The organism is Streptosporangium sp. NPDC049078, assembly GCF_040648855.1.
Classification (GTDB): domain Bacteria; phylum Actinomycetota; class Actinomycetes; order Streptosporangiales; family Streptosporangiaceae; genus Streptosporangium.
Genome location: NZ_JBEZEL010000012.1, coordinates 264,092 through 287,173 on the forward strand (window position 1 = coordinate 264,092; position 23,082 = coordinate 287,173).

Sequence of the window (23,082 nt, forward strand, 5' to 3'; positions counted from 1 at the left end):
TGTGAGTGGTCAGGACTGGCGGCTGATACGTCGTGAGGGCGCGGGGAGGGCTGTTGCCCCTGTGCTCGACGAGCACCAGCGGGCGGTGGTGGCCCATGAGAGCGGTCCGCTCCTCGTGCTCGCGGGGCCAGGCACCGGCAAGACCACCACGATCGTCGAGACCGTCGTCGACAGGATCGAGCGCCGGGGCGTCGACCCCGAGCGGGTGCTCGTCCTCACCTTCAGCCGCAAGGCCGCGGAAGAGCTGCGCGAGCGCATCACCTCCCGGATGCGCCGCACCACCCGCACCCCCCTCGCCCTCACCTTCCACAGCTACGCCTACGCGCTGCTGCGCCGCGAGGCCGTGCTCGCCGGAGGGCTGCCACCGCGCCTGCTCACCGGCCCCGAGCAGCTCCTGGAGATCCGCCGCCTGCTCCACGGCGAGCTGGAGGACGGCGCCACGCACTGGCCCCACGACATGCACGAGGCGCTCAAGACGCGCGGCTTCGCCCAGGAGCTCCGCGACTTCCTCGCCCGCGCCGCCGAGCGCGGTCTCGACGGACCCGAGCTGAGAGAGCTGGGCCGCCGCCACGGCCGCGCCGACTGGGTGGCCGCGGGAGGGTTCGCCGACCGCTACCAGGCCAGGTTCGACCTCGACCTGGAACCGGTGCTCGACTACGCGGAGCTGATCCGCGCGGCGGGCGCGCTGCTCTCCGACCCCGAGGTGCGCGCTCGCGAACGGTCGGCGTACGACGCCGTCTTCGTCGACGAGTACCAGGACACCGACCCCGCACAGGAGTTCCTGCTGCGGCAGCTGGCGGGGGAGGGCCGCGACCTGGTCGCGGTCGGCGACCCCGACCAGTCGATCTACGGCTTCCGTGGCGCCGACGTCCGCGGGATCATGAACTTCCCCGACAGGTTCCGCGACGCGAACGGCGCGAAGGCCCCCGTCATCGCGCTGCGCGTCTGCCGCCGCAGCGGTCGCGAACTCCTGAGGGCGACCCGTCGCGTCACCGCCCGCCTGCCCGCTCCCCCCGGCGCCGCCGCCCACCGCGACCTGCGAGCCCTGCCGGACGCCGAGCCCGGCGACGTACGGGTGCTGGTGGCCGACGGGGGACCTCAGGAGGCGGCGATCGTGGCCGACACCCTCCGCAGGGCGCACCTGCTCGACGGTGTCCCCTGGTCGCGGATGGCCGTGCTGGTGCGCTCGGCGACCCGTCAGGTGCCGCTGCTGCGCCGGGCGCTGGTCAGCGCCGGGGTGCCCGTGGTGGTCGGCGGCGGCGAGGTGCCGCTGTTCCAGGAGCCGGGCGTACGGCCACTGATCAGGCTCATCCAGGTGGCACTGCACCCGGAGACCCTGGACGAGGGGGTGGCCGAGGAGCTGCTGACCGGGGCACTCGGCGGCACCGACATGATCGGGGTGCGCCGCCTGCGCCGCGCGCTGCGGATCGCCGAGAACGAGGCGCTCGCCGGCATCGGCGAGCACACCGTGGACGAGACGCGGGCCGATCCCGGCGAGCACACCGTGGACGAGAGGTCGGCCGGTTCCGGAGAGCGCGACGTGGACGAGAGGTCGGCCGGTCCTGGCGGGCACGACGAGGGTGGGACGCCGGTCGGTCCCGAAGAGCGCGACGTAGGTGAGACGCCGACCGGTTCCGGCGAGCACGATGCGGACGAGGCGCCGGCCCGTATCGGCGACCATGGCGCGGACGATGCGCCGACCCGCGTCGGTGACGTCACGGACGAGCCGGAGACCGGCCTCGGCGAACACGGTGTGGACGAGGCGCGGGCCCGCGTCGGCGCGTACGACGCGGACGAGATGGCGGCCCGCGAGACCCACGGTCCGCGTTCGTCCGGCGAGCTGATGGTCGCGGCGCTGAAGGACGCGCGGGAGCTGGTGAGGGTGGAGCCGCACATCGCGCAGCCCGCCGAACGGCTCGCCGGTCTCATCTCCGCCGCCACCGAGGCGGTGAGGAAGGGCGGCACCGCCGAGGACGTGCTGTGGGCCGTCTGGCAGGCCACCGGACTGGCCAGGAAGTGGACCGACGTCAGCCTCAGGGGCGGCGTGCGGGGCCTCATGGCCGACCGCGACCTCGACGCCGTCGTGGCGCTGTTCGACCACACGGCCAGGTTCGTCGACCGGCTCCCGCACGCCGGGGTGGACGTGTTCGTCGAGGACCTGGTCGCCCAGGAGATCCCCGGTGACTCACTCGCCGAGCGCGCCCCCGACGGCGACACGGTCCGCATCCTCACCGCGCACCGCTCCAAGGGCCTGGAGTGGGACGTGGTGGTCGTCGCGGGGGTCCAGGAGGGCGCCTGGCCCGACCTGCGGTTGCGCGGGTCCATCCTGAGCACCGACGACATGGTCGCCAGAGCCGAGGGCTCCGAGCACGAGAACCCCGCGGCCGTCTCCGCCGCCCTCGCCTCCCAGCTGCTGGCCGAGGAGCGCCGCCTGTTCTACGTGGCCGCGACCAGGGCGAGAAAGAGGCTCATCGTCACCGCCGTGGGCGGCGACGACACCGAGGAGCGGCCCTCCCGCTTCCTCACCGAACTCGTCCCCGGTTCGACCGAGGACGCGGGCGTCGACGAGCGTTCCCGCTGGCTCAGCATGCCCGCGCTCGTGGCCGACCTGCGTTCGGCGGTCGCCGACTCCACCAGGCCCGAGCCGCTGCGCAGGTCCGCGGCCGAGCACCTGGCGAGGCTCGCCGCCTCGGGGGTGCCCGGCGCCCACCCCAACGAGTGGTACGCCCTCACCCCCATCTCCGACGACCGCCCGCTCAGCTGGCCCGACGACATCGTGCGCGTCTCGCCCTCGGCGGTGGAGAGCTTCAGCAAGTGCGGCCTGCGCTGGCTGCTGGAGACCTCCGTGGGCGCGGGCGGCACCGACGTGGCCCGCGGCCTGGGCACGGTCGTGCACGCGCTCGCCGTCCTCGCCGCGACGGGCATGCCCACCGAGGAGACGCTCGGCAAGCGCCTGGACGACGTCTGGCACGAGCTCGACTTCGGCGGCGTCTGGTACAACCGCAAGCAACGCGCGGTCGCCGAGGAGATGATCTCCAAGTTCGTCCGCTGGCACGAGGAGAACCCCAGGGAGCTGGTCGGCCTGGAGGAGGCGTTCACGGCGATGGTCTCCGAGGGTGTGCAGATCAAGGGCCGGGTCGACCGGGTCGAGCGCGACGGCGAGGGCCGGGCCGTGATCATCGACATCAAGACCGGTAAGACCGGCGCCAAGGACGGTGAGCTCGAACGCCACCCCCAGCTCGGCGTCTACCAGCTCGCCGCGCTGCTCGGCGCCTTCCAGCGGCACGGCCTGACCGAGCCGGGCGGCGCGGCACTGGTCCAGGTGGGCGACGCGGCGGGCAAGAAGGCCGCCAAGGAGCAGTCGCAGCCTCCCCTCGCCGACGACCCCGACCCGAACTGGGCCAAGGACATGGTCGGCACCGTCGCCGTCGGCATGTCGGGGCCGTTCTTCCAGGCCAAGGTGAACGACGGCTGCCGCACCTGCGCCGTACGGTCGAGCTGCCCGGTCAGCAAGAACGGAGACCAGGTGTGCTGAACCCGGTCCAGCTCGCCGCCAAGCTGGGCATCCTGCCGCCGACCCCCGAACAGGCCGCCGTGATCGAGGCCGGCCTCGAACCGATGGTCGTGATGGCCGGGGCCGGATCCGGCAAGAGCGAGACCATGGCCGGGCGCGTCGTCTGGCTGGTCGCCAACGGGCTGCTCCGCCCCGAGCAGGTGCTCGGCCTCACCTTCACCAGGAAGGCCGCCGCCGAGCTGGCCGCGCGGGTGCGCGAGCGGCTCAACGGTCTCGTCGAGGTCGGGCAGGTGTCGGCGGAACTGCTGGAGGGCGAGCCGACCATCTCGACGTACCACGCCTACGCGGCCCGCCTGGTCACCGAGCACGCCCTGCGCGAGGCGCTGGAGCCGACGATGCGCCTGGTCTCCCCGGCCGTCTCCTGGCAGCTCGCCAGCCGGGTGGTGAGCTCGTACGACGGACCGATGGAGCAGGTCGAGTGGAGCCCGGCGACCGTCACCCGGGCGGTGCTCGAACTCGCCGGTGAGCTCGCCGAACACCTGCGCACCCCGCAGGACGTACGCGACGTCGGCACCAAGCTCGCCCAGCGGCTCGCCGCGCTGCCCGGCACCCCGACCAAGGACCAGCGCAGACCGCTGCTCACCCAGCGGGCCAGGGAGCAGCTGCTGCCGCTCGTCGAGGCGTACAACCGTCTCAAGCGCGGCCGGGAGGTGGTCGACCACGGCGACCAGATGGCGCTGGCCGCCAGGATCGCCGACCGGCACGCCGAGGTCGGCGTGATCGAGCGCGGGCGGTTCGCCGTGGTCCTGCTCGACGAGTACCAGGACACCAGTCACGCCCAGCTCGTCCTGCTGCGTGCCCTGTTCGGCGGCGGCCACCCGGTGACGGCGGTGGGCGACCCCTGCCAGTCCATCTACGGCTGGCGCGGCGCCTCGGCGGGCAACCTCACCCGGTTCCCGCGCGACTTCAGGACCGCCTCGGGGGAGCTCGCGCCCGTCAACCGCCTCTCGGTCAGCTTCCGCAACGGCGACGCCGTGCTCGACGTCGCCGCCCGGATCCAGCTGCCGCTCCGGATGGAGGCGAGGGAGGTGCCGGTCCTGGTGCCCGGTAAGAACCGGGTCGAGCGCGGCCGGGTGATGTGCGCCTTCCACGAGACCGCGGACGACGAGGCGCGCTGGGTCGCCCTGGAGGTCGCGAAGGTGCTGGGCGTCGAGAGCGCGCCCGACGGCATGCCGTGGGGCGAAGGCGAGCGTAAGAAGGCGAAGCAGAGCATGTGGGGTGGGCCGCAGGCGCTCCAGCCGCACGACGTGGCGGTCCTGGCGCGCAAACGCTCGCAGTTCCCCGCGCTCCGCAAGGCCCTGGAGGAGCGCGGCATCCCGGTCGAGGTCGTCGGCCTGGGCGGGCTGCTGCTCGTGCCGGAGATCGCCGACATCGTCTCCACCCTGCGTGTGATCTACGACCCGAGCGCGGGGGACGCCCTGGTGCGGCTGCTGTCCGGCCCTCGCTGGCGGATCGGACCCGCAGACCTCAAGGAGCTCGGCGAGCGGGCCCGCGAGCTGAACCGGGAGACCCGCGAGGGCTCCTCGCCGGTGGCCGACCCGCTGGACCAGGTCGTGGCCGACATGGCCGAGGAGCGCGGCAGCCTGGTCGACGCCCTCGACGAGCTGCCCGACCGCCCCGAGTGGCAGGAACTGTTCTCTCCCCTGGCCGCGGTGAGGCTGGTCGCGATGGCCCAGGAGTTGCGTGTCCTGCGCGCCCACACCGGCCAGCCGCTGCCCGACCTGATCCTGGAGATCGAGCGCACCCTCGGCCTGGACATCGAGGTGGCGGCGAGGGGGACGGCCGTCGGTCCCTTCGCCGCCCGCGCCGACCTCGACGCCTTCCTGGACGCCGCCGCCCGGTTCGCCGGAGACTCCGAGGACCCTACGCTGGGCGCGTTCCTGGCGTTCCTGAAGGCGGCCGACGAGGAGGAGAACGGCCTGGACGCCGGGCGGGTGGGCGAGAGCAACAGCGTGAAGCTGATGACGGTCCACGCCTCCAAGGGGCTGGAATGGCCGGTCGTGGTGGTGCCCGGTCTCTCCCAGGCGCTGTCGAAGACCGGGACGCTCACCGTCGGCACCGTGTTCCCCGCCCGCTCCACGACCAGCACGAGGTGGACGGAGAACCCGCGCAAGCTGCCCTACCAGCTGCGCGGGGACGCCTCCGACCTGCCGGGACTCGCCGGGCTCGCGAAGGAGGAGCTGGCCGACTTCGACGAGCGCTGCCGCGACCGCGACCTGCTCGAGGAGCGCCGCCTGGCGTACGTCGCCGTCACCCGCGCCCACTACCTGCTGATCGCCTCCGGCTACCGCTGGGGCACCGCGACCAGGCCGCTGGACCCTTCGGACTTCCTGCTGGAGATCCGCGAGACCTGCGGCAGGGTGGTCTCCTGGGCGCCGGAGATGGAGGAGGGCGCCACCAACCCGCTTCTCGACGAGCCCGCCGAGGCCCGGTGGCCGATCGAGCCGGACGACGCCCGCTACGCCGCCGTTCTCGACGGCGCCACCATGGTGGAGGCCGCCCTCGCGGCCCTCGCGGGCGGGGCCGCCTCCGTTCCCGCTCCCGCGGCCGAGGGCGTTTCCGCGCCCGCGTACGAGGACGTTCCCTTTCCCGAAGCCCCGCTGTCCGAGGCCCCGCAAGGAGGGGTCTTCCCGGACGAGACGGACGTGCCCTTCCCCGAGGACCCGTGGGACGAGTCCTTCCCCGAGGACCCTGAGGCGCCGTTCCCTGCCGATGCCGACCCCGGAACACCCGAAGCCGCGTCCCCCGCCCGGCGGGACGAATCGACCGGCTCGGGAGCCGTACCCGAGTCGGGGACGGCGTCCGGGGCGGGAACGGTGTCCGAGCCGGTCTCCGGGGCGAGTGCGGTGTCCGAGCCGGGGACGGCGGCTGCGGAACCCGCAGCCGACTCCGGGCCCTGGGCCGGGTTCGAGGCCGAGCCCGGTGAGCCGTCGGAGCGGCGGCCGGCTTCCGCGGCAGAGCTGCGAGGGTGGGACAGGGAACGGGCGAAGGCGTGGGAACGCGACATCGAGCTCCTGCTCAGGGAACAGGAGCTGAAGCGGCGGCGCGGCAGGGGGCGGGTGGAGCTGCCGACCCACCTCACCGTCTCCTCCCTCGTGACCCTCGCCTCCGATCCCAAGGCGCTCGCCAGGCAGATCCGCCGCCCGGTGCCGAAGAAACCGGCGCCGCTGGCTCGCCGGGGCACCTCCTTCCACCGCTGGCTTGAGGGGCGCTGGGGCCAGCAGCGGCTGATGGACGAGTTCGAGCTGCCCGGCGCGTCCGACGACTTCGAGGAGACCGACGCCCACCTCGACCAGCTGCGCGAACGCTTCGAGGAGAGCGAGTGGGCGGGCAGGGAGCCGCTCGACGTCGAGGTCCCCTTCGAGACCGTGATCGCCGACCGGGTGGTAAGAGGCCGGATGGACGCGGTCTTCCAGGTCTCGGAAGGCCGCTACGAGGTCGTCGACTGGAAGACCGGCCGCCGCCCGAACGGGAGGAAGGCCGAGGCCGCCGCCTCCGTACAGCTCGCCGCCTACCGGCTGGCCTGGTCCCACCTGGCCGCCGTCCCGCTGGACCAGGTGGGGGCGGCCTTCCACTACGTCCTGCTCAACGAGACGGTCCGCCCCGTCGACCTCCTCGACGAACGCGGCCTCGTCACCCTCGTCGAGTCGGTCCCCGTACTCCCCTGAACCTCCGCGCAGCGGACGTAACGTTCTTGACAGAGTCCGCTACGTGATGTGACTCCGCATCGTGGACGCCGGGGTGTGACTCAATTACCCTCGTGGATGTGGCCAAGCGGATCACGACCTCCCTGCCGGACGACCTCGCGGACGAAGCGCGGCGATCCGGCGACTCCTCCGGCTACATCGCCGAGGCTCTGCGAGAACAGCGTCGCGTCAAGGACGGCATGGCGGCTCTGGAGCGCCTGTGGGGTCCCGGGTGGCAGGGGGCATCACCGACGCGGATCGGGAGCGCGCGAATCGCCTGTTCGGCGCGACCTGAAACCCGAGAGTGAGGAGCCGGCCGGCCACGTCCTCGATCCTGGACCCGTCCCGAGCGGAAAGGCGCGCCATGACCACCATCGCCGACACATGGGGCCTGCACGAGGGGCACTTCTGGCTACGCGGAAAGCGGCCCGACCAGCCGGTGAGCTTCGACGCCGACACCGGGATGTGGAACGTCTACGGCTACCCCGAGGCGCTGCGGATTCTCGGCGACCCGAAGACGTTCTCGTCCGACACCAGCCGCATGGTGCCCGAGATCGCCAGGCCCGCCGAGCGCAGCCTGACGCAGCTGGACCCGCCCATGCACGGCAAGCTTCGCAAGCTCGTCAGCCACGCCTTCACCCCCAAGATCGTCGCCGACCTCGAACCGCGCATCGCCGCGCTCACCAATGAGCTGCTCGACGCGGTGGCCGAGCAGGACCGGCTGGAGCTGGTGGCCGACCTCGCCTACCCGCTGCCGGTCATCGTCATCGCGGAACTGCTCGGGGTGCCCAGCTCCGACCGCTACGTGTTCAAGCAGTGGGTCGACAGAATCTTCGAGAACTCCCAGCGGTTCTCCCTGGTCAACCGCAGCGAGGAGCAGGAGCGCAACCTCGCGGTCGCGATGGAGCAGATGAAGCACCTCACCGACTACCTCGGCGAACACGCCACCGAGCGCAGGCGCCACCCGCGCGCCGACCTGCTCACCCAGCTCGTCGAGGCCGAGGTGGACGGTGAGCGGCTCAGCCAGGCCGAGGTGGTGAACTTCGCCAACATCCTGCTGTTGGCCGGGCACATCACCACCACCATGCTGCTGGGCAACACGGTGCTCTGCCTGGACGAACAGCCCGAGCGGTTCGCCCGTGCCCGTGCGGACCGCTCGACGATCCCCGCCGTGATCGAGGAGTCCCTGCGCTTCTTCAGCCCGTTCGCGGCCCTCGGCCGCGTCACCAACGTCGACGTCGAGATCGGCGGACAGCAGGTGCCCGCCGATCAGCTGCTCATGGTGTGGATCGCGGCGGCGAACCGCGACCCCAGGCAGTTCGCCGACCCCGACGTCTTCGACCCGACCCGCGACCCCAACCCCCACCTCGGTTTCGGCAGGGGCATCCACTTCTGTCTCGGCGCCCCGCTGGCCCGCCTGGAGGGCCGCGTCGCGCTGGACATCCTGCTCGACCGCTTCCCGCACCTGCGCACCGACCCGGACGAGCCGCCGCAGTTCATCCCCAGCCCCAACATGACCGGCGTACGCAAACTGCCGCTGCTCACCTCCGTCGGCTGAGCGGGCCCGCTGAGGCGGGAGAGACGTGGACGGCGGCGTCCCGGTTCATCCTCTCAGCGGGCGCAGGGCGGTGCCCCAGGCGAGGACCTGGTCGAGGACGACGTTCAGCCGGTCCTCGTGGACGGAGGCGGGATTGAAGCCGTCCACGAAGTCGGTGTGGATCGACAGCCCGACCTGGTTCGACACGGTGGCCACACTGAGCAGGCCCAGCACGTGCCGTAGGTGTGCGATCGCCCGGGGCGCGCCGTCCACGCCGTAGCCGACGAAACCGGCCGCCTTGTTGCCCCATTCGGCGTACAGGAAGTCGAGGGCGTTTTTGAGCCCGCCGGGGAACGAGTTGTTGTACTCGGGAGTCACGATCACGAACGCGTCCAGGGATGAGATCTTGGCCGACCAGCGCTTGGTGTGCTCGTGTTGGTAGTTGCCCATGGCGGGGTGCTCGGGCTCGTCCAGATTTCCCAGTTCGTAGTCTTTCAGGTCGACGAGTTCGTACTCGGCGTCGCCCCGCTTGGCCGCCAGATCGCGGACCCAGTGTGCCACCGCCTCGCCGTTGCGGACGGGGCGGGTGCTGCCCAGGATGATGCCCACCTTCAGCATGTCGATGCTCCCTCGCTCGGTTGTGAAAACCACCGTAGGGAGGCCGGCTGAGATAATGAATGCGCAGCTGTCCAATATTTATAAGCCATCGTCTCAGGACGTAGACTGGCCGCGTGGATCTGCTGAGCGACGTCGCGGCCTTCATCCGGTGTGGACGCCCCACCTCCGCCCGTGTCTCCTGGCGTGCGCCCTGGGGGGTGTCGTTCCGCGCGTCGCCCGGTTCCGCGGGGTTCCAGGTGGTGCTGCGCGGGTCCTGCTGGCTGCTCCCCGAGGAGGGCGATCCCGTTCCGCTGAGCGTGGGCGACCTGGTGTTCCTGCCGCACGGCGACTCGTTCGGGTTGGCCGACGATCCCGCGAGGCCACTGGTCGAGTCCGACTGTGGCGTGCACTCCGAGCTGTTCGCCTCGGCAGGGTTCGGCGGGGCGGGCGCCGAGACGGTCATTCTGTCCTGCGGTTACCTGCTCGACCTCGACAGGACCCACCCGATCCTGGGTTCGCTGCCCGGCGTGATCCATCTGCCCTCGACGCTCGGCAGCCATCCGGAGCTGCGGGCCGCCGTCGAGTTGCTGGCCGGCGAGATCGACAACCCCCGCCCGGGCACGGACACCGTCGTGTCGTCCCTGCTCGACATGTTGCAGTTGTACGTCCTGCGGGCCTACTTCGAGACGCAGGACGAGCCCTGCACCCTGTCCGGCTGGGCCGCCGCGCTGGCGGACCCGGCCGTCGGCCGCGCGCTCGACGCCATCCACCGCGACCCCGCCCGCCGCTGGACGGTCGAGTCCCTCGGCGCTCACGCGGGCCTGTCGCGCGCCGGCTTCGCCCGCCGTTTCACGGGACTGGTCGGGCAGCCGCCGCTGGCGTACCTGACCTGGTGGCGGCTGATGAGCGCGGCCCGCATGCTGCGTGACTCCGACGCGTCGGTGGCGGAGGTGGCCGAGCGGGTGGGGTACGGGTCGGAGTTCGCCTTCGGCAACGCCTTCAAGCGGGAGTTCGGCGTGGCGCCCGGCCGGTATCGCCGCCAGAGCGCGGTGGCCTAGCGGGAACGCGGCGGGTCGTCCGGGGCGGAAGGCGGCTGGACGCGTGCCCGCCGCCGTTGTGGGTCTCCGGTGGCCGAACGGGCGCGACGGTCATCCCGTCACCCGTCACGTCGCGCGGGTCGGGAGTATTTTCGACCCACTCCGAGCGAGTTTGAAGCTGAGATCGAAGTTTGTCGGCAAGTGCGAACGGCATCCTGATTTGAGCGGAAGTTCCGGTCCGGTTCATCGTTCGTTCCGTTTCCCTGCACAGGATCGAGGTCGCGACACCCCCCTTTCCCAGGAGAAGTCAATGCGTCCCTTGAGCACACTGACGTCCACGGCGTTGACGGTCTGCCTGCTCGGCACCGTGGCCCTACCGGCGACGGCGAAGGACCTGCCCACCGTCGAACCCCGGGTGGAGACCCCGGCCCTCTTCGACGACGAGGCCGGAGGCAACGCCAACGGTGACGACCCGGCGATCTGGGTCCACCCCACCTCCCCGGCGGCGAGCGTGATCGCCGCCACCGCGAAGGAGGGCGGGCTCTACGTCTACGACCTGGACGGCAGGCAGCTCCAGCACCTGCCCGCGCCGGCCGCGCCCGGCCGGGACGACGAACCTGGCCGGTTGAACAACGTGGACGTCGTCTACGGTCACGCCTCCGCGGCGGGATGGTCGGACATCTTCGTCGCCTCCGACCGTGGCGCGGACAAACTGCGCGTCTACCGGATCGACCCCGCGAAGTCCGGCAGGGACCGGCGGGTGCTCACCGACGTCACCGACCCCGCCGCGCCGTTCGTCTTCAACAAGACCCAGGCGGAGGTGAACGAGGCCGAGACCGTGTACGGCCTCGCGACCTGGAAGCGGGACTCGGGCACCTACGTCCTGGTCAGCCGCCGGCACACGACGCGGCTCGCGCTGCTGAAGCTCACCGACGCCCCGGGCGGCAAGGTCGGCTACACGAAGATCAGGACCATCGACCTGCCCTCGCGCTTCACCCTCCCGAACGGTCGGAGCTGGACTCCCTGCGACGAGCCGGGCGTGGGTCCGCAGATCGAGGGCATGGTCGTCGACGCCGGGACCGGCACGCTCTACGCGGCACAGGAGGACGTCGGCATCTGGCGCATGAACGGTGATCTCACCGGCTCACCGGTGCTGGTCGACCGCGTCCGGGAGTACGGCGTACCCGCCACCTACGACGCCGACGCCGACGAGTGCGTACCCGGGGCCGACCCCGGATTCGGCGGTCGCAACCTGACCGCGGACGCCGAGGGCCTGACCGTCTACCACGGCAAGGGCGGCAAGGGTTACCTGATCGCCTCCAGCCAGGGAGACAACACCTTCGCCGTCTACGACCGCGGCGGAAGGAACGCCTACCTCGGCTCCTTCCAGGTCGGCGAGCGCGGTCGTATCGACGGCGTGCAGGGCAGCGACGGGGCGATGGTGATCAACGTGCCTCTGGGCCGTGGGTTCCCCAAGGGCCTGTTCGTCACGCACGACGGCACCAACACCCCCGAAGCGTCGGACTCGGAGGGCGAGGTGCGGGAGAACACCAACTTCAAGTACGTGAAGTGGGACGACATCGCCCGGCGCCTCGGCCTGGACATCGACACCAAGAGCTGGAACCCGCGCCGCTGACCTGCCTTCACCCGCTCGGCGCCGTACGAGCGGCTCGTACGGCGCCGAGCGGGAACGTCGGGGCGACCCGCTGCTCCCTCCCGGCGCCGAGGCGCGTCAGGGCTTGCGACCCACCCCGACGTAGCCGATCGAGGTGTTCCGAGCACCGAACAGGGGCTCGTCGACAGGACGCCACTCCCTGGGGAACGTCAGGCCGGGTTCGAGCAGCTCGTAGCCGTCGAAGAAGCGGGAGATCTCCGCGTGCGTGCGCAGGCTCAGCGACGCGGTGGCCCGGTTGTAGACCTCCAGGGCCTCCGGCGTGGTGTCGGGCTTGGCGTCGGTGCCGTGACTGACGACGAGATGGCTGCCCGGCGCGCTCACCTCGTGCAACCGCTCGACGATCTGGTAGGCACCCGCGCCGTCGGGGCTCTCGTCCGGGATGAAGTGCAGGATGGCGAGCAGCAGGAACGCCACGGGCTGGTCGAAATCAACGTGCTCGCGAAGCTCGGCCAGCAGCGTCTCCGGGTCACGCACGTCGGCCTGCACGACGGTGACGTTGTCGCTGTTCTCCAGGATCGCCCGGCTGTGCGCGCACACGACGCTGTCGTAGTCCACGTAGACCACGCGGGTGTCGGGTGCGATCTCGTGCGCGATCTCGTGCGTGTTGCCCCTGGTGGGAAGCCCGGAGCCCAGGTCCACGATCTGCCGGACGCCCGCCTCGACCAGGAGGCGTACGGCACGGGCGAGGAACGCCCGGTTCTCCTTCGCGGAGTCGCGTGTCTCGGGGAAGATCTTCAGAATCTGCTCGGCCGCGGCCCGGTCGGAGGCGAAGTTGTCCTTGCCGTCCAGGTAGTAGTCGTACATCCGGGCGATGTTGGGTACGTTCGGGTCAATCCCGGCCGCCCCAGCCTGCTCATCCACGGTTTCTCCAGACTCTTCCGCCTTTGTCTGGCTTTGATCTTAGAGAGGCTTTCACGTTTTGGCAGCGAGATGAGGTCATCGCCGTGAGCGTTTGGCGGCGGACGCGAACTCGGAAGTCAACGGATGACGCTGACCACCATGAGGCGCGATGCCCCCGCCTGGGGCACCGCGCATGGTGATGAGGTCACCCGCAAGGAAGGTCGGCGTCGTCAGAGTGGGAATCGAACGCCGGTCGGTGTTCTCACAGGCCCAAGGGAGTCGATCAGGGACTGGGCGCCGAGGGGGAGGTGGCGACCGCCCAGTCGCCGAGCCGCCTGCCTATAGGGGTTGCCAGTGCGGTCCTGTTTGATCCGTCAGGGTTCATGATCATTAAGCGAGTGTATTGGCAAAGGATTTTGGTGCCGTCCGGGGACCATACCGCCCTGAGATCTCCGGCGGAGAGCCAAGTCTTGCTGCTGCCGTCGGCGGCGTTCATGACGTAGATGAGCGGCGGAGGACCTGGCTGGGAATGCATGTAGACGATCTTCGTGCCGTCTGGGGACCAGTCCGGATGGCTGGAGGTGTCGCTCCAGGTAGGTGGGTTCACGGTGAGCTTGTTCTGTCCGGTTCCGTCCGTGTTAATGGTGTAAATGTCTTTGGTCAGCCCGTAGGCGATCTTGGTGCCGTCGGGGGAGTAGTCCGGGAAGTAGGCATTGCCCGTGATTAGCGTCACAGGGTTGGTGCCGTCGGCGTTGATCACCTTGATCCCGCCGTTGAAGGTGTACGCGATCTTGGTGCCGTCGGGGGAGATGTCGAGCCCCATGCAGGTGGCGCTGGAGCCGGTGGTGAGCTGGGTGACGCCGGTGCCGTCGGCGTTCATCAAGTACACATCGGCCGAAGTGCCCGAGCAGCGTAAGAAGGCTATCTTGAGGCCGTCGGCGGACACGCTCAGCTCGCGCTCGATCGCGGGGGTGTTGGTGAGCTGGGTGGGGTTGGTGCCGTCGGCGTCGATATTGTAGATGTCCTCGTCTTGCAGAAAGTAGATCTTGCCATTGACGCCTGGATAGGCGGCGTGGGCGGGAGAGGCGGTCAGGAGCCCCGTCACGCTGGAGGCCAGGACCAGCATCACAGTGGTCACCGCGGAGGCTAATCGGGTGAAAGGCCGTCGGTCGGTGGTGAAGGCTCGGTCGAACAAGGTGGGTCTCCTTTCGACGGTCCGCTGTCCCGGCGGGTTCGGAGCCGCTCAGTGACGGCGGGGAGGGTGGACGAGGCGCGATCGCTCCGTGGCATTACCGGCGAACATCGATGGACCTTGGCCGAGGGCGGGAACGCGGCGTTTTCCCGGAGTGGTCCTTTTGTGTCCGTCGTCGCCTCCTGCGTCCGAGGTTTCGAAAAGGATGCTCCCTCGCTGACCGGCCGAAGTCCAGAGCGAAAATAAATTCCCGAATATCCGGTCCGGACCAAAAGTCCGCGCTGGCGATCCCATCGATTTATGGGTGGGAGAGAATATCATTATTTGTGCCGGATGATCGTCTTCCGGAGGCGACACGGCAGATTCGCCCGATGCGGCGGCCGTCAACTCGTTGAGCTTTTTTCGTACGCCTGGCAGAGCAGGAGATGAAGCCTTGACATAACGGCTCACCTCGGTTCTCATGAGCTCGTTGTCGCTCGCCGGTGGAAGTCCGGGCCGGGCAGCGGTGGGAGGCTCGGCGCCAAGCCGGAGTTGAATGGGCAGGGTCGCCCGCTGTCGATATCCGTCATTCGTGATCGGATCGCGCAGGTGGCCGTCAGGCCGCCGGATAGGTTGGCGGCCTCGACGCGGTCATCGGCGTTGACCCAACTGAGAGTGCTCCTATGCCAGGGGAGATTCCGAGTTCTCCGGCCCCGGGTTTTCCTTGTCCCTTGTTTTGATCCACGGGTATTTCCGGATGACGAACTGGCTCTGCTGCTTGTCCGGGTCAGTCGAACCGGCCGTTTTTGACGTTGGTGATGAATGCTCGCCATTCGGTGTGCGTGAAGTTGAGCATGGGTCCGTTGGGGTTTTTGCTGTCTCGTACGGCCTGGTTACCGCCGGGGAGGTTGGCGACCTCGACGCAGTCATCGTTGTTGGTTCCGCTGAGGGTGCTCTTGCGCCAGGTGAGATTCGGACGGGTCTGGTCCACTGTTTCGCCTATCCCTTTTGATGCTTCATGGGATTAGCCGCCTGCCGAGTCGGCTGGTTTGGCTAGTCGAACTGGCCGGTTTTGATGTTGGTGATGAATGCTCGCCATTCGGTGTGCGTGAAGTTGAGCATGGGTCCGTTGGGGTTTTTGCTGTCTCGTACAGCTCGGTCACCGCAGGGGAGGTTGGCGACCTCAACACAGTCATCGGTGTTGACCCCACTGAGAGTGCTCTTATACCAGGTGAGAATCTGATTCCTTTGGCCCATGGTGTTTCACCTGTCTCTTGAGTTGCTCTACGAGTTCCGTGAGGTACCGAATCGACTCTTCTGGCGATAGAGCCAATGTCATCACGTGATTGTAGATAAGGCTATATCGTTGATAGTCGGCTGGCTGCTCAAGCCATAGATTTTCCGTTACGGTCACGGTGTAGATGAGACTCGGGTCATTGGGGAAGTCCAGAATGACGAACGCCCCGTCCAGAGCAGGATGGGCGCCAGCGGAGTCGGGAACTACCTGGATGGTGACGTTCGGCCTGGCGGCCATGGCGATGAGGTGGTCGATCTGTTCGCACATCACTTCGGCCCCACCGATCAACTTTCGCAATGCGGCTTCGTCGATCAGTGCCAGCAGGGTTGGCGGATTCTCCTTGGTGAGGATCTCCTGGCGTGCGAGCCTCGCCTGCACATGGCGCTCAATGAGTGCCTCGTCCAGAACCTGCCCGGCTCGCCACATCGCTTTCGCGTATGCCTCTGTCTGGAGCAATCCCGGGACGAGGAGAATCTGCCAGGTTCGGATGACGCTGGCACCTGCTTCGAAGTCGGGCAGGCTGGTCCGGAAGACGTCCTGGTACTTCTCCCACCAGCCGCGCTGACGTGACTCCCTGGCGAGAGTGATCATCGCCTCGCGCTGGTCTTTGTCGGTGACCCCATAGAAGTCGAGCATCAGGCGTATGTCATGGACGCTGGGAAGCTTCCACTCGTTACGCTCCATCCTCGATATCTTCGACGGCTCCCACTCCAGCCTTCTGGCGGCCTCGGTCACCGAGAGGCCGGCTTCCTGGCGGAGTTGGCGGAACGCCTGAGAAAGCCTCCGTCGCTTGACCGTAGGGCTGTTCGCCATGCTGAGACCTCCCTGGGAATTGTCCGCTATGACCTCCGGTCAAAGTGGACAATTTACCGCACAATCACTTGTGCGTTGCGATTTATACTTTGCTCTGCCAGCATGCTAGTGGGCTTGAGGCGGGAAAGTGGTCGCATTGCGACAGTGGCGGTTGCTTGCCCCGGAGCCTGCGGAAACGTGTCCGAATTAGTGCCATATCGGCGATTGGTATATTTAATGCCACTTGCGTATCGGCAGTTCGGGCACGAGTTGCATGTCAGTTCTGAATCGACAGAAGGAATGTCTGCTCTGCTCGATGTGGAATGAGAAAGGCGGTGACATCGGTGATCCTGGTCCACCTATCCGGCCCAAGCGGTTGCGATGGTCGCATCTCGTCTCGTCTCCACTGAACCGATGCCAATAGGCGAGGCCGCCACGGTGAGGCAACACCGTGACGGCCTCTTGAACCGGACGTAGGAGGTCCGATCCCATGGTCGACTTTACAAGAGCGATCAAGGTCATCCGGATGCGTTTCAGTGGTGACCGGCCGCCCGCGCCGTTGGGGTGTCGGTGGTGCGGGCACTCGCCGTACGCGCACGACGACCGATGCCTGCCGCACTGGCAGGCGCACGCCTACGAGCGGCCGACTCCCGCGCAGTTCCGGGCGCGGCTGGCGGAGTGGTGGCGGCTGGGGTTCGCGGGGCGCCTGTCCGCCTCGGCGGAGGTACGCCCGGCGAGGGAGGTGCGGCCGTTTCCCGGTCAGGGACGTCACGCCCGGCCCGTGGAGCCGGTGGGTGTGGGGTCGTTCGCGTCGTACGGGCGAGGACGACCACCGGACGAGGTCGCCGGGAGCGGGCGGAGGCCGTACCCGGGCATGCTGCGGCAGGAAAAAGCGGCGTGAGCGGGCGGCATCGGCGGGGCGAGCCCGTCGACCAGAGAGGTCCACGGCGCTGGGACCGCGAGCAGCGGGAGGTCGCGGACCGGCTGGATCGGGCCGAGACGGGCTGGCTGGTCATGTACGGGGTGGGCGGGCGCCGGTTCTACGCGATCGCGGTGGGAGGCGAGCCGCTGGTCGTGCAGGCGGGCACGGCCGAGGAGTTGTGCGCGCTGATGCGCGAGGCGGAAGAGACCGAAGCGGAAGTTCACGAGCAGGCGGAAACCTATCGGCACGGGCAAGGAGATCTGATGGTCGCAGGCACCCCCGACGGACTCCGGACCGTCTGCTGGGACATTCCCCGTGACCCGGCGACCGTCTTCGAGGCCCGCCGGATGACGCGCGACGTCTTCACCCGTTGGGACCTGGCTCCGGAGTTCGTCGACGACGCGGTCCTGGTGGTCGGCGAGTTGGTGGCGAACGCCACGGTGTACGGAGAGGAGCCGATCCGGCTGTCGCTGTGGAGCACGGCCCGGGGAGTCTGCGTACGGGTCACCGATCACGGCTCCGAGCGGCCCCGCAGGCTCAGCCTGGGCGAGGACGCCTCGCACGGGCGAGGGCTCGCGATCGTGGAGGTGCTGGCCGACCGGTGGGGTGTGGTCCCGGTGAGGGGCGGAATCGGCAAGACGGTCTGGGCCGCCTGGGGAATCTCCCACGTGGAGTCCGACCCGTCCCACGCCGTCGACTGCGTGGGCTCGACGCCTGCCGGGGTGCGCGCGGTGGTGTCCCACAGGAGTGACCGGCTGCCCTGATGGGGGCGGAATCGGCCGCCCTCTGCGTGCTTCGGCTCGCAGATCCGGGAGATGGCGCACTGCCCGGCCTTGCCACCAGGTCGGCTTGCGCTTGAAACACCACTCAATCAGCCATCGACCATACTGCCGAACGAGGATTCCACCGCCCCACGGACGTGCCGGCAAGTATGGGAGTGATGAACCTGTCTGCGGCTACCTGAGCATCAACCAAGGAAAGGCACCCCCTGAGTCCAACGACCTCGGCCGCAGCGGTGGGATAGCCCTTGATCCAGGAGGAATCGGGTACGGTAAATCGATCCGGCAACGTCAAATCCGTTCCCATCCCGGTGCGGCGATGGACTTCACAAGCGACTGAAGTAGAAGCTACGGAAGATCAGGGCGGGATTGAGTCCGTGTTGTTTGGCAAGAGCTCCTAGGCGTTTTTTCATGGCCATCTCAACGGCTCGGGGGGTGGTGTAGAGATCACTCACCGGGCATCTCCGGAAGGTGAGTCGTCGCTGCTGCCCGTAGTCGATCTTTGTTTAAAACGGTTAGAACTGGCTGCCTTCGTTTTCGTGGCGGGAGAGCGGTGAGCGGCGGTTCGGGAAGTTTTGTAAATCTGATGATTGGCTATTGGTGGTGATCCGAAATAGCGTGCTATTTGTTCGGCCAGTGACGAGATGGCTTGAGTCTGCACTTTGGAGAGTTGAAGGTTGGGGCGTTCGGATCCGATCCGATCCGCTCGTTCGTTTTCACTTTCAGAAAGCAGTGCGAGTGCGGAGATGAAACCTTGGGCGATGCCCTCTTGCCTGAGTCGTGCGGCTTCCTCGATGGGCATCTCCGCGCCGGACTGCTCCACCAGGTACTCCAGCAGTTGCCGTCCAGAGGCGGTGCGAGGCAGTCCATAGGAGGCCGTGAACCGTTCAACCCGTCGAGCGAGAGAATCACGGTTTGTCAGGCCGCGCCGATCGGCGTCGGCGATCACTCCGCCGATATGCGCGCCATCCACATGTGCGGTCAGTAGGTCGACCACGGTTCGCTCGGCCGTGGTGACCGGCAGTCCGTCGACCAGTACGACATCGGCCGGTTCGAAGTCGGCGCGATGTATGCGTACTCCCTGTTCGCGGGTGGTGCGGCGGCGAGGTGCCGAGATCTCCACCACCGACGTCGGGAGATCCCCGAGTTGATGGAGCTCGCAGGCCGAGGCATGGGAGATCACTCCTCCGTACGTCTCAATGCTGTGGCGTCGCCATGCCGGCTGCCTGGGCTCAAGTCGCAGCCAGGCGACCTTGATGTCCAGATGTTCAGGCTGTACCGCGCTCGTGATGAGGTAGACGCCGTGGCCGACGCTTTCCAGGAAACCGGCGTCAACCAGTCGCAGTAGATCCACAGCGCTGAGACCTGCGGTTTTGGCCTGAGCCGCTGTTACCAGACCCCACTGATCAGCAGTCAGCTCACCCACCGTCCTGAGCGCCCGATCTCGTCTCATGCATCACAGGGTAAAAATCTTCAGTGCGATCGAGGGTTGGCGTGTCGGAGGCGAAGTGGCCGAGGGGCGTCGGTCATTGGTTTCCGGGTCGGGAGGTTTCTTGGCCGGACTCGACGTACGAGACGTGCTTGATCGCCCAGCGTCGGGCGGCGGCTGAATACGTCTCACGACGCGGCCCTCTGTGATCCGGCGCAGGTGTGTTCGGAAAAACGCCGGTGAAGTGCGGAAACGTGGAGACGGGCAGTGCCGGGCGGTGCGGCTCCCCGGCGGAGGCGAGGCTTCCAGGGCAAACTGCCAGGTTGACCCCGAGTCATGAATCTAGGCGAATCACTATCACAGCGGCCATTGATTCGGTGTTGGCCGGAACGTATGTTCCTCTCAACATCCGAGTACGCCTCATGTTTAGGGGATCCTCCTATGCATGCACGCCTCCGGCGGATGACCACGGCGGCCTCCGGGCTCCTTCTGGTCCTCACGCTGGCATCCCCCCTCGTGCCCGCGGCCGCCGCCTCCACGACCTCGTCCACGACCGGCAACACGGCCGGCAACACAGCCGGAGCCGCGACCGCGGCCGTCCTCCCTCCCGACGACTACTGCCTCGGAGAGTGCGCCGACATCCTGCCTCCGGGGCAGAACGGCAACGCCACCCTCGCCGGGATCCTCGCCCACCAGGCCCTGGGCACCAAGCCGAAGCACAGCGACGACCAGCTCGGCAAGTACGCGAACCTCCTGTCCGGCTACACCGGCCTCACCAACGACCAGATCGCCGACTTCTTCAACGACGCCTCGTTCGGCGTCCCCGCCGGACAGGTGGAGAGCACCACGAGCCCCCGTTCGGACGTGACGATCGTTCGCGACAAGGCGACCGGGACCCCGCACATCACCGGGACGACCCGCGAGGGCACGATGTTCGGCGCCGGGTACGCGGGCGCGCAGGACCGCCTGTGGGTGATGGACCTGATGCGGCACGTGGGCCGCGGTGAGCTCACGCCGTTCGCCGGTGGCGCGCCGGGCAACCGGGCGCTGGAGCAGAGCGCCTGGCGCAACGCCCCCTACACCGAGGCGGACCTCCAGGCGCAGATCACCAGGCTGAGGGACTCCGGCCCCCGGGGCGCGCAGCTCTACACCGACGTGCAGCACTACATCGCCGGAGTCAACGCCTACATCGACCGCTGCATGGCGGACCGTAACTGTCCAGGAGAGTACGTACTGACCGGGCACCTCGACGCGATCACCAACGCGGGCGGCCCGGTGAAGTTCACCATGACCGACCTGGTGGCGATCTCCGGCGTGATCGGCGGGCTGTTCGGCGGTGGCGGCGGTGCGGAGATGCAGTCCGCGCTCGTGCGGGTCGCCGCCCGAGCCAAGTACGGTACGGCGGTCGGGGACCAGGTCTGGGCGGCGTTCCGCGCGCAGAACGACCCGGAGGCGACGCTCACCCTGCACAACGGCCAGAGCTTCCCGTCCGGCGCCGCGCCCGCCGGAGCCACCGGGGTCGTCCTGCCCGACCCGTCGACGGCGCCCGTGGACATCACCGCGAACGAGACCGGCTCCGCCACCTCTGCGGCGACGACGGCGCAGAAGGGCGTGCTCGACGGCCTGCTCGTCGACAATTCCAAGCCTGGAATGTCGAACGCCGTGGTGGTCTCGGCGGCGAAGTCGGCGACCGGGAACCCGATCGCGGTGTTCGGCCCGCAGACGGGCTACTTCGCCCCCCAGCTGCTCATGCTGCAGGAGCTCTCCGGGCCGGGCATCCGCTCGCGCGGCGCCGCCTTCGCCGGGCTCAACCTCTACGTGCTGCTCGGCAGGGGCACCGACTACGCCTGGAGCGCGACCTCCAGCGGCCAGGACATCACCGACACGTACGCCCTCCAGCTCTGCGAGCCCGGCGGCGGCGCGCCCACCACCGCGTCCAACCACTACCTCTACCGGGGCGTCTGCACGGAGATGGAGACGCTGAGGAAGACCAACTCGTGGAAGCCCACCGTCGCCGACTCCACCGCCAAGGGCTCGTACGACCTCGTCATCCAGCGCACGAAGTACGGGCTGGTGAGCTGGCGCGGCACCGTCGGCGGGCAGCCCACCGCCTTCACCGCGCTGCGGTCGACGTACCAGCACGAGGTCGACTCGGCGATCGGCTTTCAGATGTTCAACGACCCGGCCCAGATGGGTGACGCGGCGGCGTTCGCGAACTCGGCCTCGACGATCGGCTTCGCGTTCAACTGGTTCTACGTCAACTCCAAGGACGCGGCGTACTTCATGTCGGGCAACACCCCGGTCAGGTCCGCGGTGTCCGACCCGAACCTGCCGATGACGGCCGACGCGGCACACGAGTGGGCGGGCTTCGACCCGGCCACCAACAGCGCGACCTACACCGCTCCCGCCACCCACCCCCAAGCGGTGAACCAGGACTACTTCGTCAGCTGGAACAACAAGCAGGCCAAGGACTACGGCGCCGCGGACGGAAACTTCAGCTTCGGGCCGATTCACCGGGCCGACCTGCTGGACGCCCCGATCAAGGCCGCCCTGTCGGGAAGCGGCAGGCTCGACCGGGCAGGCACCACGAAGATCATGGCTGAGGCCGGTGTGACCGACCTGCGCGGGAAGAGGGTCCTGCCCGACCTGCTCCGGGTGATCAACAGCGCGGCCGTGACCGACCCGGCCCTCGCCTCGGCCGTCTCCAAGCTGTCGGCCTGGACGTCGGCGGGATCTCGCAGGCTGGAGACCTCGCAGGGCGGCAAGTCCTACGCCCACGCCGACGCGATCCGCGCGTTCGACGCCTGGTGGCCCAAGCTCGTCCGCGCGCAGTTCAGGCCGGGTCTGGGTGACGGCCTCTACCAGTCGATGGTGAACGCGATCCAGATCAACGAGTCACCCTCCGGACACCAGCAGGGCGACCTGTCCACCCTGCCCACCTCGGCGAACGAGGCCCAGGCGCACAAGGGTTCGGCGTTCCAGTACGGCTGGTGGGGTTACGTGAGCAAGGACGTCAGGAGTGTGCTCGGCGATGCGGTCTCCGGACCGCTGCCCGCCAAGTACTGCGGGAACGGCACGGTGGCGGGCTGCCGCACCGTCCTGCTGGAGAGCCTGGCGGCGGCGCTCGCCGAACCCGCGGCGACGACCTACCCCGGAGACGACGTGTGCGCGGCGGGCGACCAGTGGTGCGCCGACGCCGTCGAGCAGTCTCCGCTCGGCGGGATCACGCACTCGCTGATCTCCTGGCAGAACCGGCCGACCTACCAGCAGGTCGTGTCGTTCCCCGCCCACCGGGGCGACGCGATCGACAACCTGGCGGAGGGGAGGAGCGCCTCGGCGTCGAGCACCCAGCTCTTCTACCCGGCGAGCAGGGCCGTCGACGGCGACCCGACCACCCGGTGGTCGAGCTCGTCCAGCGACAACCAGTATCTCCAGGTCGACCTCGGGTCGGCCACGACCGTGGCCAGGGCGCTGCTGCGCTGGGAGGCGGCCTACGGGGCCGCCTACTCGATCCAGACCTCGACCAACGGCTCCACCTGGACCACCGTCTACTCCACCACCACGGGAAACGGGGGCGTGGACAACGTGAGATTCACCCCGACCACCGCCCGGTACGTCCGCATGCAGGGCGTCAAGCGGGGGACGTCGTACGGTTACTCCCTCTACGAGCTGGAGGTATATCCCCGGTGACGAACACCTGACGTGAAGAGGTGACGGTCGCCGCCGGGAGGACGGCGGCGACCGTC

At 68.7% G+C, this 23,082-nt stretch carries 16 protein-coding genes; 9 read left to right on the forward strand and 7 right to left on the reverse strand.

What is annotated here, in order from left to right:
* Positions 1-61: 61 nt before the first annotated feature.
* From AB0B90_RS22335 to AB0B90_RS22350, 4 genes are all read left to right on the forward strand, one after another.
* The gene (locus AB0B90_RS22335; RefSeq protein WP_362924420.1) at positions 62-3,535 is read left to right on the forward strand and encodes a UvrD-helicase domain-containing protein; all 3,474 of its coding nucleotides are present in this window, start codon (positions 62-64) and stop codon (positions 3,533-3,535) included.
* Positions 3,529-7,242 (forward strand): UvrD-helicase domain-containing protein, encoded by a 3,714-nt coding sequence (locus AB0B90_RS22340; RefSeq protein WP_362924422.1) that lies wholly within the window; start codon positions 3,529-3,531, stop codon positions 7,240-7,242. The genes AB0B90_RS22335 and AB0B90_RS22340 overlap by 7 nt, the downstream gene beginning before the upstream one ends.
* A 98-nt stretch (positions 7,243-7,340) precedes the next feature.
* Positions 7,341-7,568, forward strand: a complete 228-nt coding sequence (locus tag AB0B90_RS22345; protein ID WP_362924424.1) for a hypothetical protein — start codon at positions 7,341-7,343, stop codon at positions 7,566-7,568.
* A 56-nt stretch (positions 7,569-7,624) separates the two neighbouring features.
* On the forward strand, positions 7,625-8,818 hold the full coding sequence (locus AB0B90_RS22350) for a cytochrome P450 (protein ID WP_362924426.1): 1,194 nt from the start codon (positions 7,625-7,627) through the stop codon (positions 8,816-8,818).
* A 45-nt stretch (positions 8,819-8,863) separates the two neighbouring features.
* Here the strand turns inward: AB0B90_RS22350 and AB0B90_RS22355 are convergent, their stop codons facing one another.
* Entirely contained in the window at positions 8,864-9,415 is a 552-nt protein-coding gene (locus AB0B90_RS22355) for an NAD(P)H-dependent oxidoreductase (RefSeq protein WP_362924428.1), read from the reverse strand.
* Positions 9,416-9,528: 113 nt separating this feature from the next.
* Here AB0B90_RS22355 and AB0B90_RS22360 point away from each other — a divergent pair, with 113 nt between their 5' ends.
* Positions 9,529-10,452 carry an AraC family transcriptional regulator gene (locus AB0B90_RS22360; RefSeq protein ID WP_350947858.1) on the forward strand — a complete coding sequence of 308 codons (924 nt, stop codon included), beginning with the start codon at positions 9,529-9,531 and terminating at the stop codon, positions 10,450-10,452.
* Positions 10,453-10,741: 289 nt separating this feature from the next.
* The gene (locus tag AB0B90_RS22365) at positions 10,742-12,067 is read left to right on the forward strand and encodes a phytase (RefSeq protein ID WP_362924431.1); all 1,326 of its coding nucleotides are present in this window, start codon (positions 10,742-10,744) and stop codon (positions 12,065-12,067) included.
* Between the two features lie 96 nt (positions 12,068-12,163).
* Here the strand turns inward: AB0B90_RS22365 and AB0B90_RS22370 are convergent, their stop codons facing one another.
* The 5 genes from AB0B90_RS22370 to AB0B90_RS22390 form a co-directional block, all read right to left on the reverse strand.
* Entirely contained in the window at positions 12,164-12,967 is an 804-nt protein-coding gene (locus tag AB0B90_RS22370) for an SAM-dependent methyltransferase (protein ID WP_350947856.1), read from the reverse strand.
* 262 nt (positions 12,968-13,229) lie between these two features.
* Positions 13,230-14,141 carry a hypothetical protein gene (locus AB0B90_RS22375; RefSeq protein ID WP_362924434.1) on the reverse strand — a complete coding sequence of 304 codons (912 nt, stop codon included), beginning with the start codon at positions 14,139-14,141 and terminating at the stop codon, positions 13,230-13,232.
* 763 nt (positions 14,142-14,904) lie between these two features.
* Positions 14,905-15,108 (reverse strand): DUF397 domain-containing protein, encoded by a 204-nt coding sequence (locus tag AB0B90_RS22380; RefSeq protein ID WP_362924435.1) that lies wholly within the window; start codon positions 15,106-15,108, stop codon positions 14,905-14,907.
* 62 nt (positions 15,109-15,170) lie between these two features.
* Positions 15,171-15,374, reverse strand: coding sequence for a DUF397 domain-containing protein (locus AB0B90_RS22385; protein ID WP_362924437.1), 204 nt, complete (start codon positions 15,372-15,374; stop codon positions 15,171-15,173).
* On the reverse strand, positions 15,340-16,227 hold the full coding sequence (locus AB0B90_RS22390) for a helix-turn-helix transcriptional regulator (protein WP_362924439.1): 888 nt from the start codon (positions 16,225-16,227) through the stop codon (positions 15,340-15,342). Before AB0B90_RS22390 ends, AB0B90_RS22385 begins: the two co-directional genes overlap by 35 nt.
* 469 nt (positions 16,228-16,696) lie before the next feature.
* On the opposite strand from AB0B90_RS22390, the gene AB0B90_RS22395 reads away from it, so the two are divergent.
* Positions 16,697-17,107: a hypothetical protein gene (locus tag AB0B90_RS22395; RefSeq protein WP_362924441.1), complete on the forward strand. Its 411-nt coding sequence runs from the start codon at positions 16,697-16,699 to the stop codon at positions 17,105-17,107.
* Positions 17,104-17,892: an ATP-binding protein gene (locus AB0B90_RS22400; protein ID WP_362924443.1), complete on the forward strand. Its 789-nt coding sequence runs from the start codon at positions 17,104-17,106 to the stop codon at positions 17,890-17,892. Before AB0B90_RS22395 ends, AB0B90_RS22400 begins: the two co-directional genes overlap by 4 nt.
* A 466-nt stretch (positions 17,893-18,358) precedes the next feature.
* Here the strand turns inward: AB0B90_RS22400 and AB0B90_RS22405 are convergent, their stop codons facing one another.
* Entirely contained in the window at positions 18,359-19,360 is a 1,002-nt protein-coding gene (locus AB0B90_RS22405) for a type IV toxin-antitoxin system AbiEi family antitoxin domain-containing protein (protein WP_362924445.1), read from the reverse strand.
* Between the two features lie 417 nt (positions 19,361-19,777).
* Here AB0B90_RS22405 and AB0B90_RS22410 point away from each other — a divergent pair, with 417 nt between their 5' ends.
* Positions 19,778-23,026: a penicillin acylase family protein gene (locus tag AB0B90_RS22410; RefSeq protein WP_362924447.1), complete on the forward strand. Its 3,249-nt coding sequence runs from the start codon at positions 19,778-19,780 to the stop codon at positions 23,024-23,026.
* Positions 23,027-23,082 lie beyond the last annotated feature (56 nt).

Bases quoted from the DNA above. Each gene is read 5' to 3' on its own strand.
- AB0B90_RS22395 (WP_362924441.1), top strand. From the start codon at position 16,697: ATGGTCGACTTTACAAGAGCGATCAAGGTCATCCGGATGCGTTTCAGT.
- AB0B90_RS22355 (WP_362924428.1), bottom strand. From the start codon at position 9,415: ATGCTGAAGGTGGGCATCATCCTGGGCAGCACCCGCCCCGTCCGCAAC.
- AB0B90_RS22390 (WP_362924439.1), bottom strand. From the start codon at position 16,227: ATGGCGAACAGCCCTACGGTCAAGCGACGGAGGCTTTCTCAGGCGTTC.
- AB0B90_RS22385 (WP_362924437.1), bottom strand. From the start codon at position 15,374: ATGGGCCAAAGGAATCAGATTCTCACCTGGTATAAGAGCACTCTCAGT.
- AB0B90_RS22365 (WP_362924431.1), top strand. From the start codon at position 10,742: ATGCGTCCCTTGAGCACACTGACGTCCACGGCGTTGACGGTCTGCCTG.
- AB0B90_RS22405 (WP_362924445.1), bottom strand. From the start codon at position 19,360: ATGAGACGAGATCGGGCGCTCAGGACGGTGGGTGAGCTGACTGCTGAT.
- AB0B90_RS22350 (WP_362924426.1), top strand. From the start codon at position 7,625: ATGACCACCATCGCCGACACATGGGGCCTGCACGAGGGGCACTTCTGG.
- AB0B90_RS22410 (WP_362924447.1), top strand. From the start codon at position 19,778: ATGCATGCACGCCTCCGGCGGATGACCACGGCGGCCTCCGGGCTCCTT.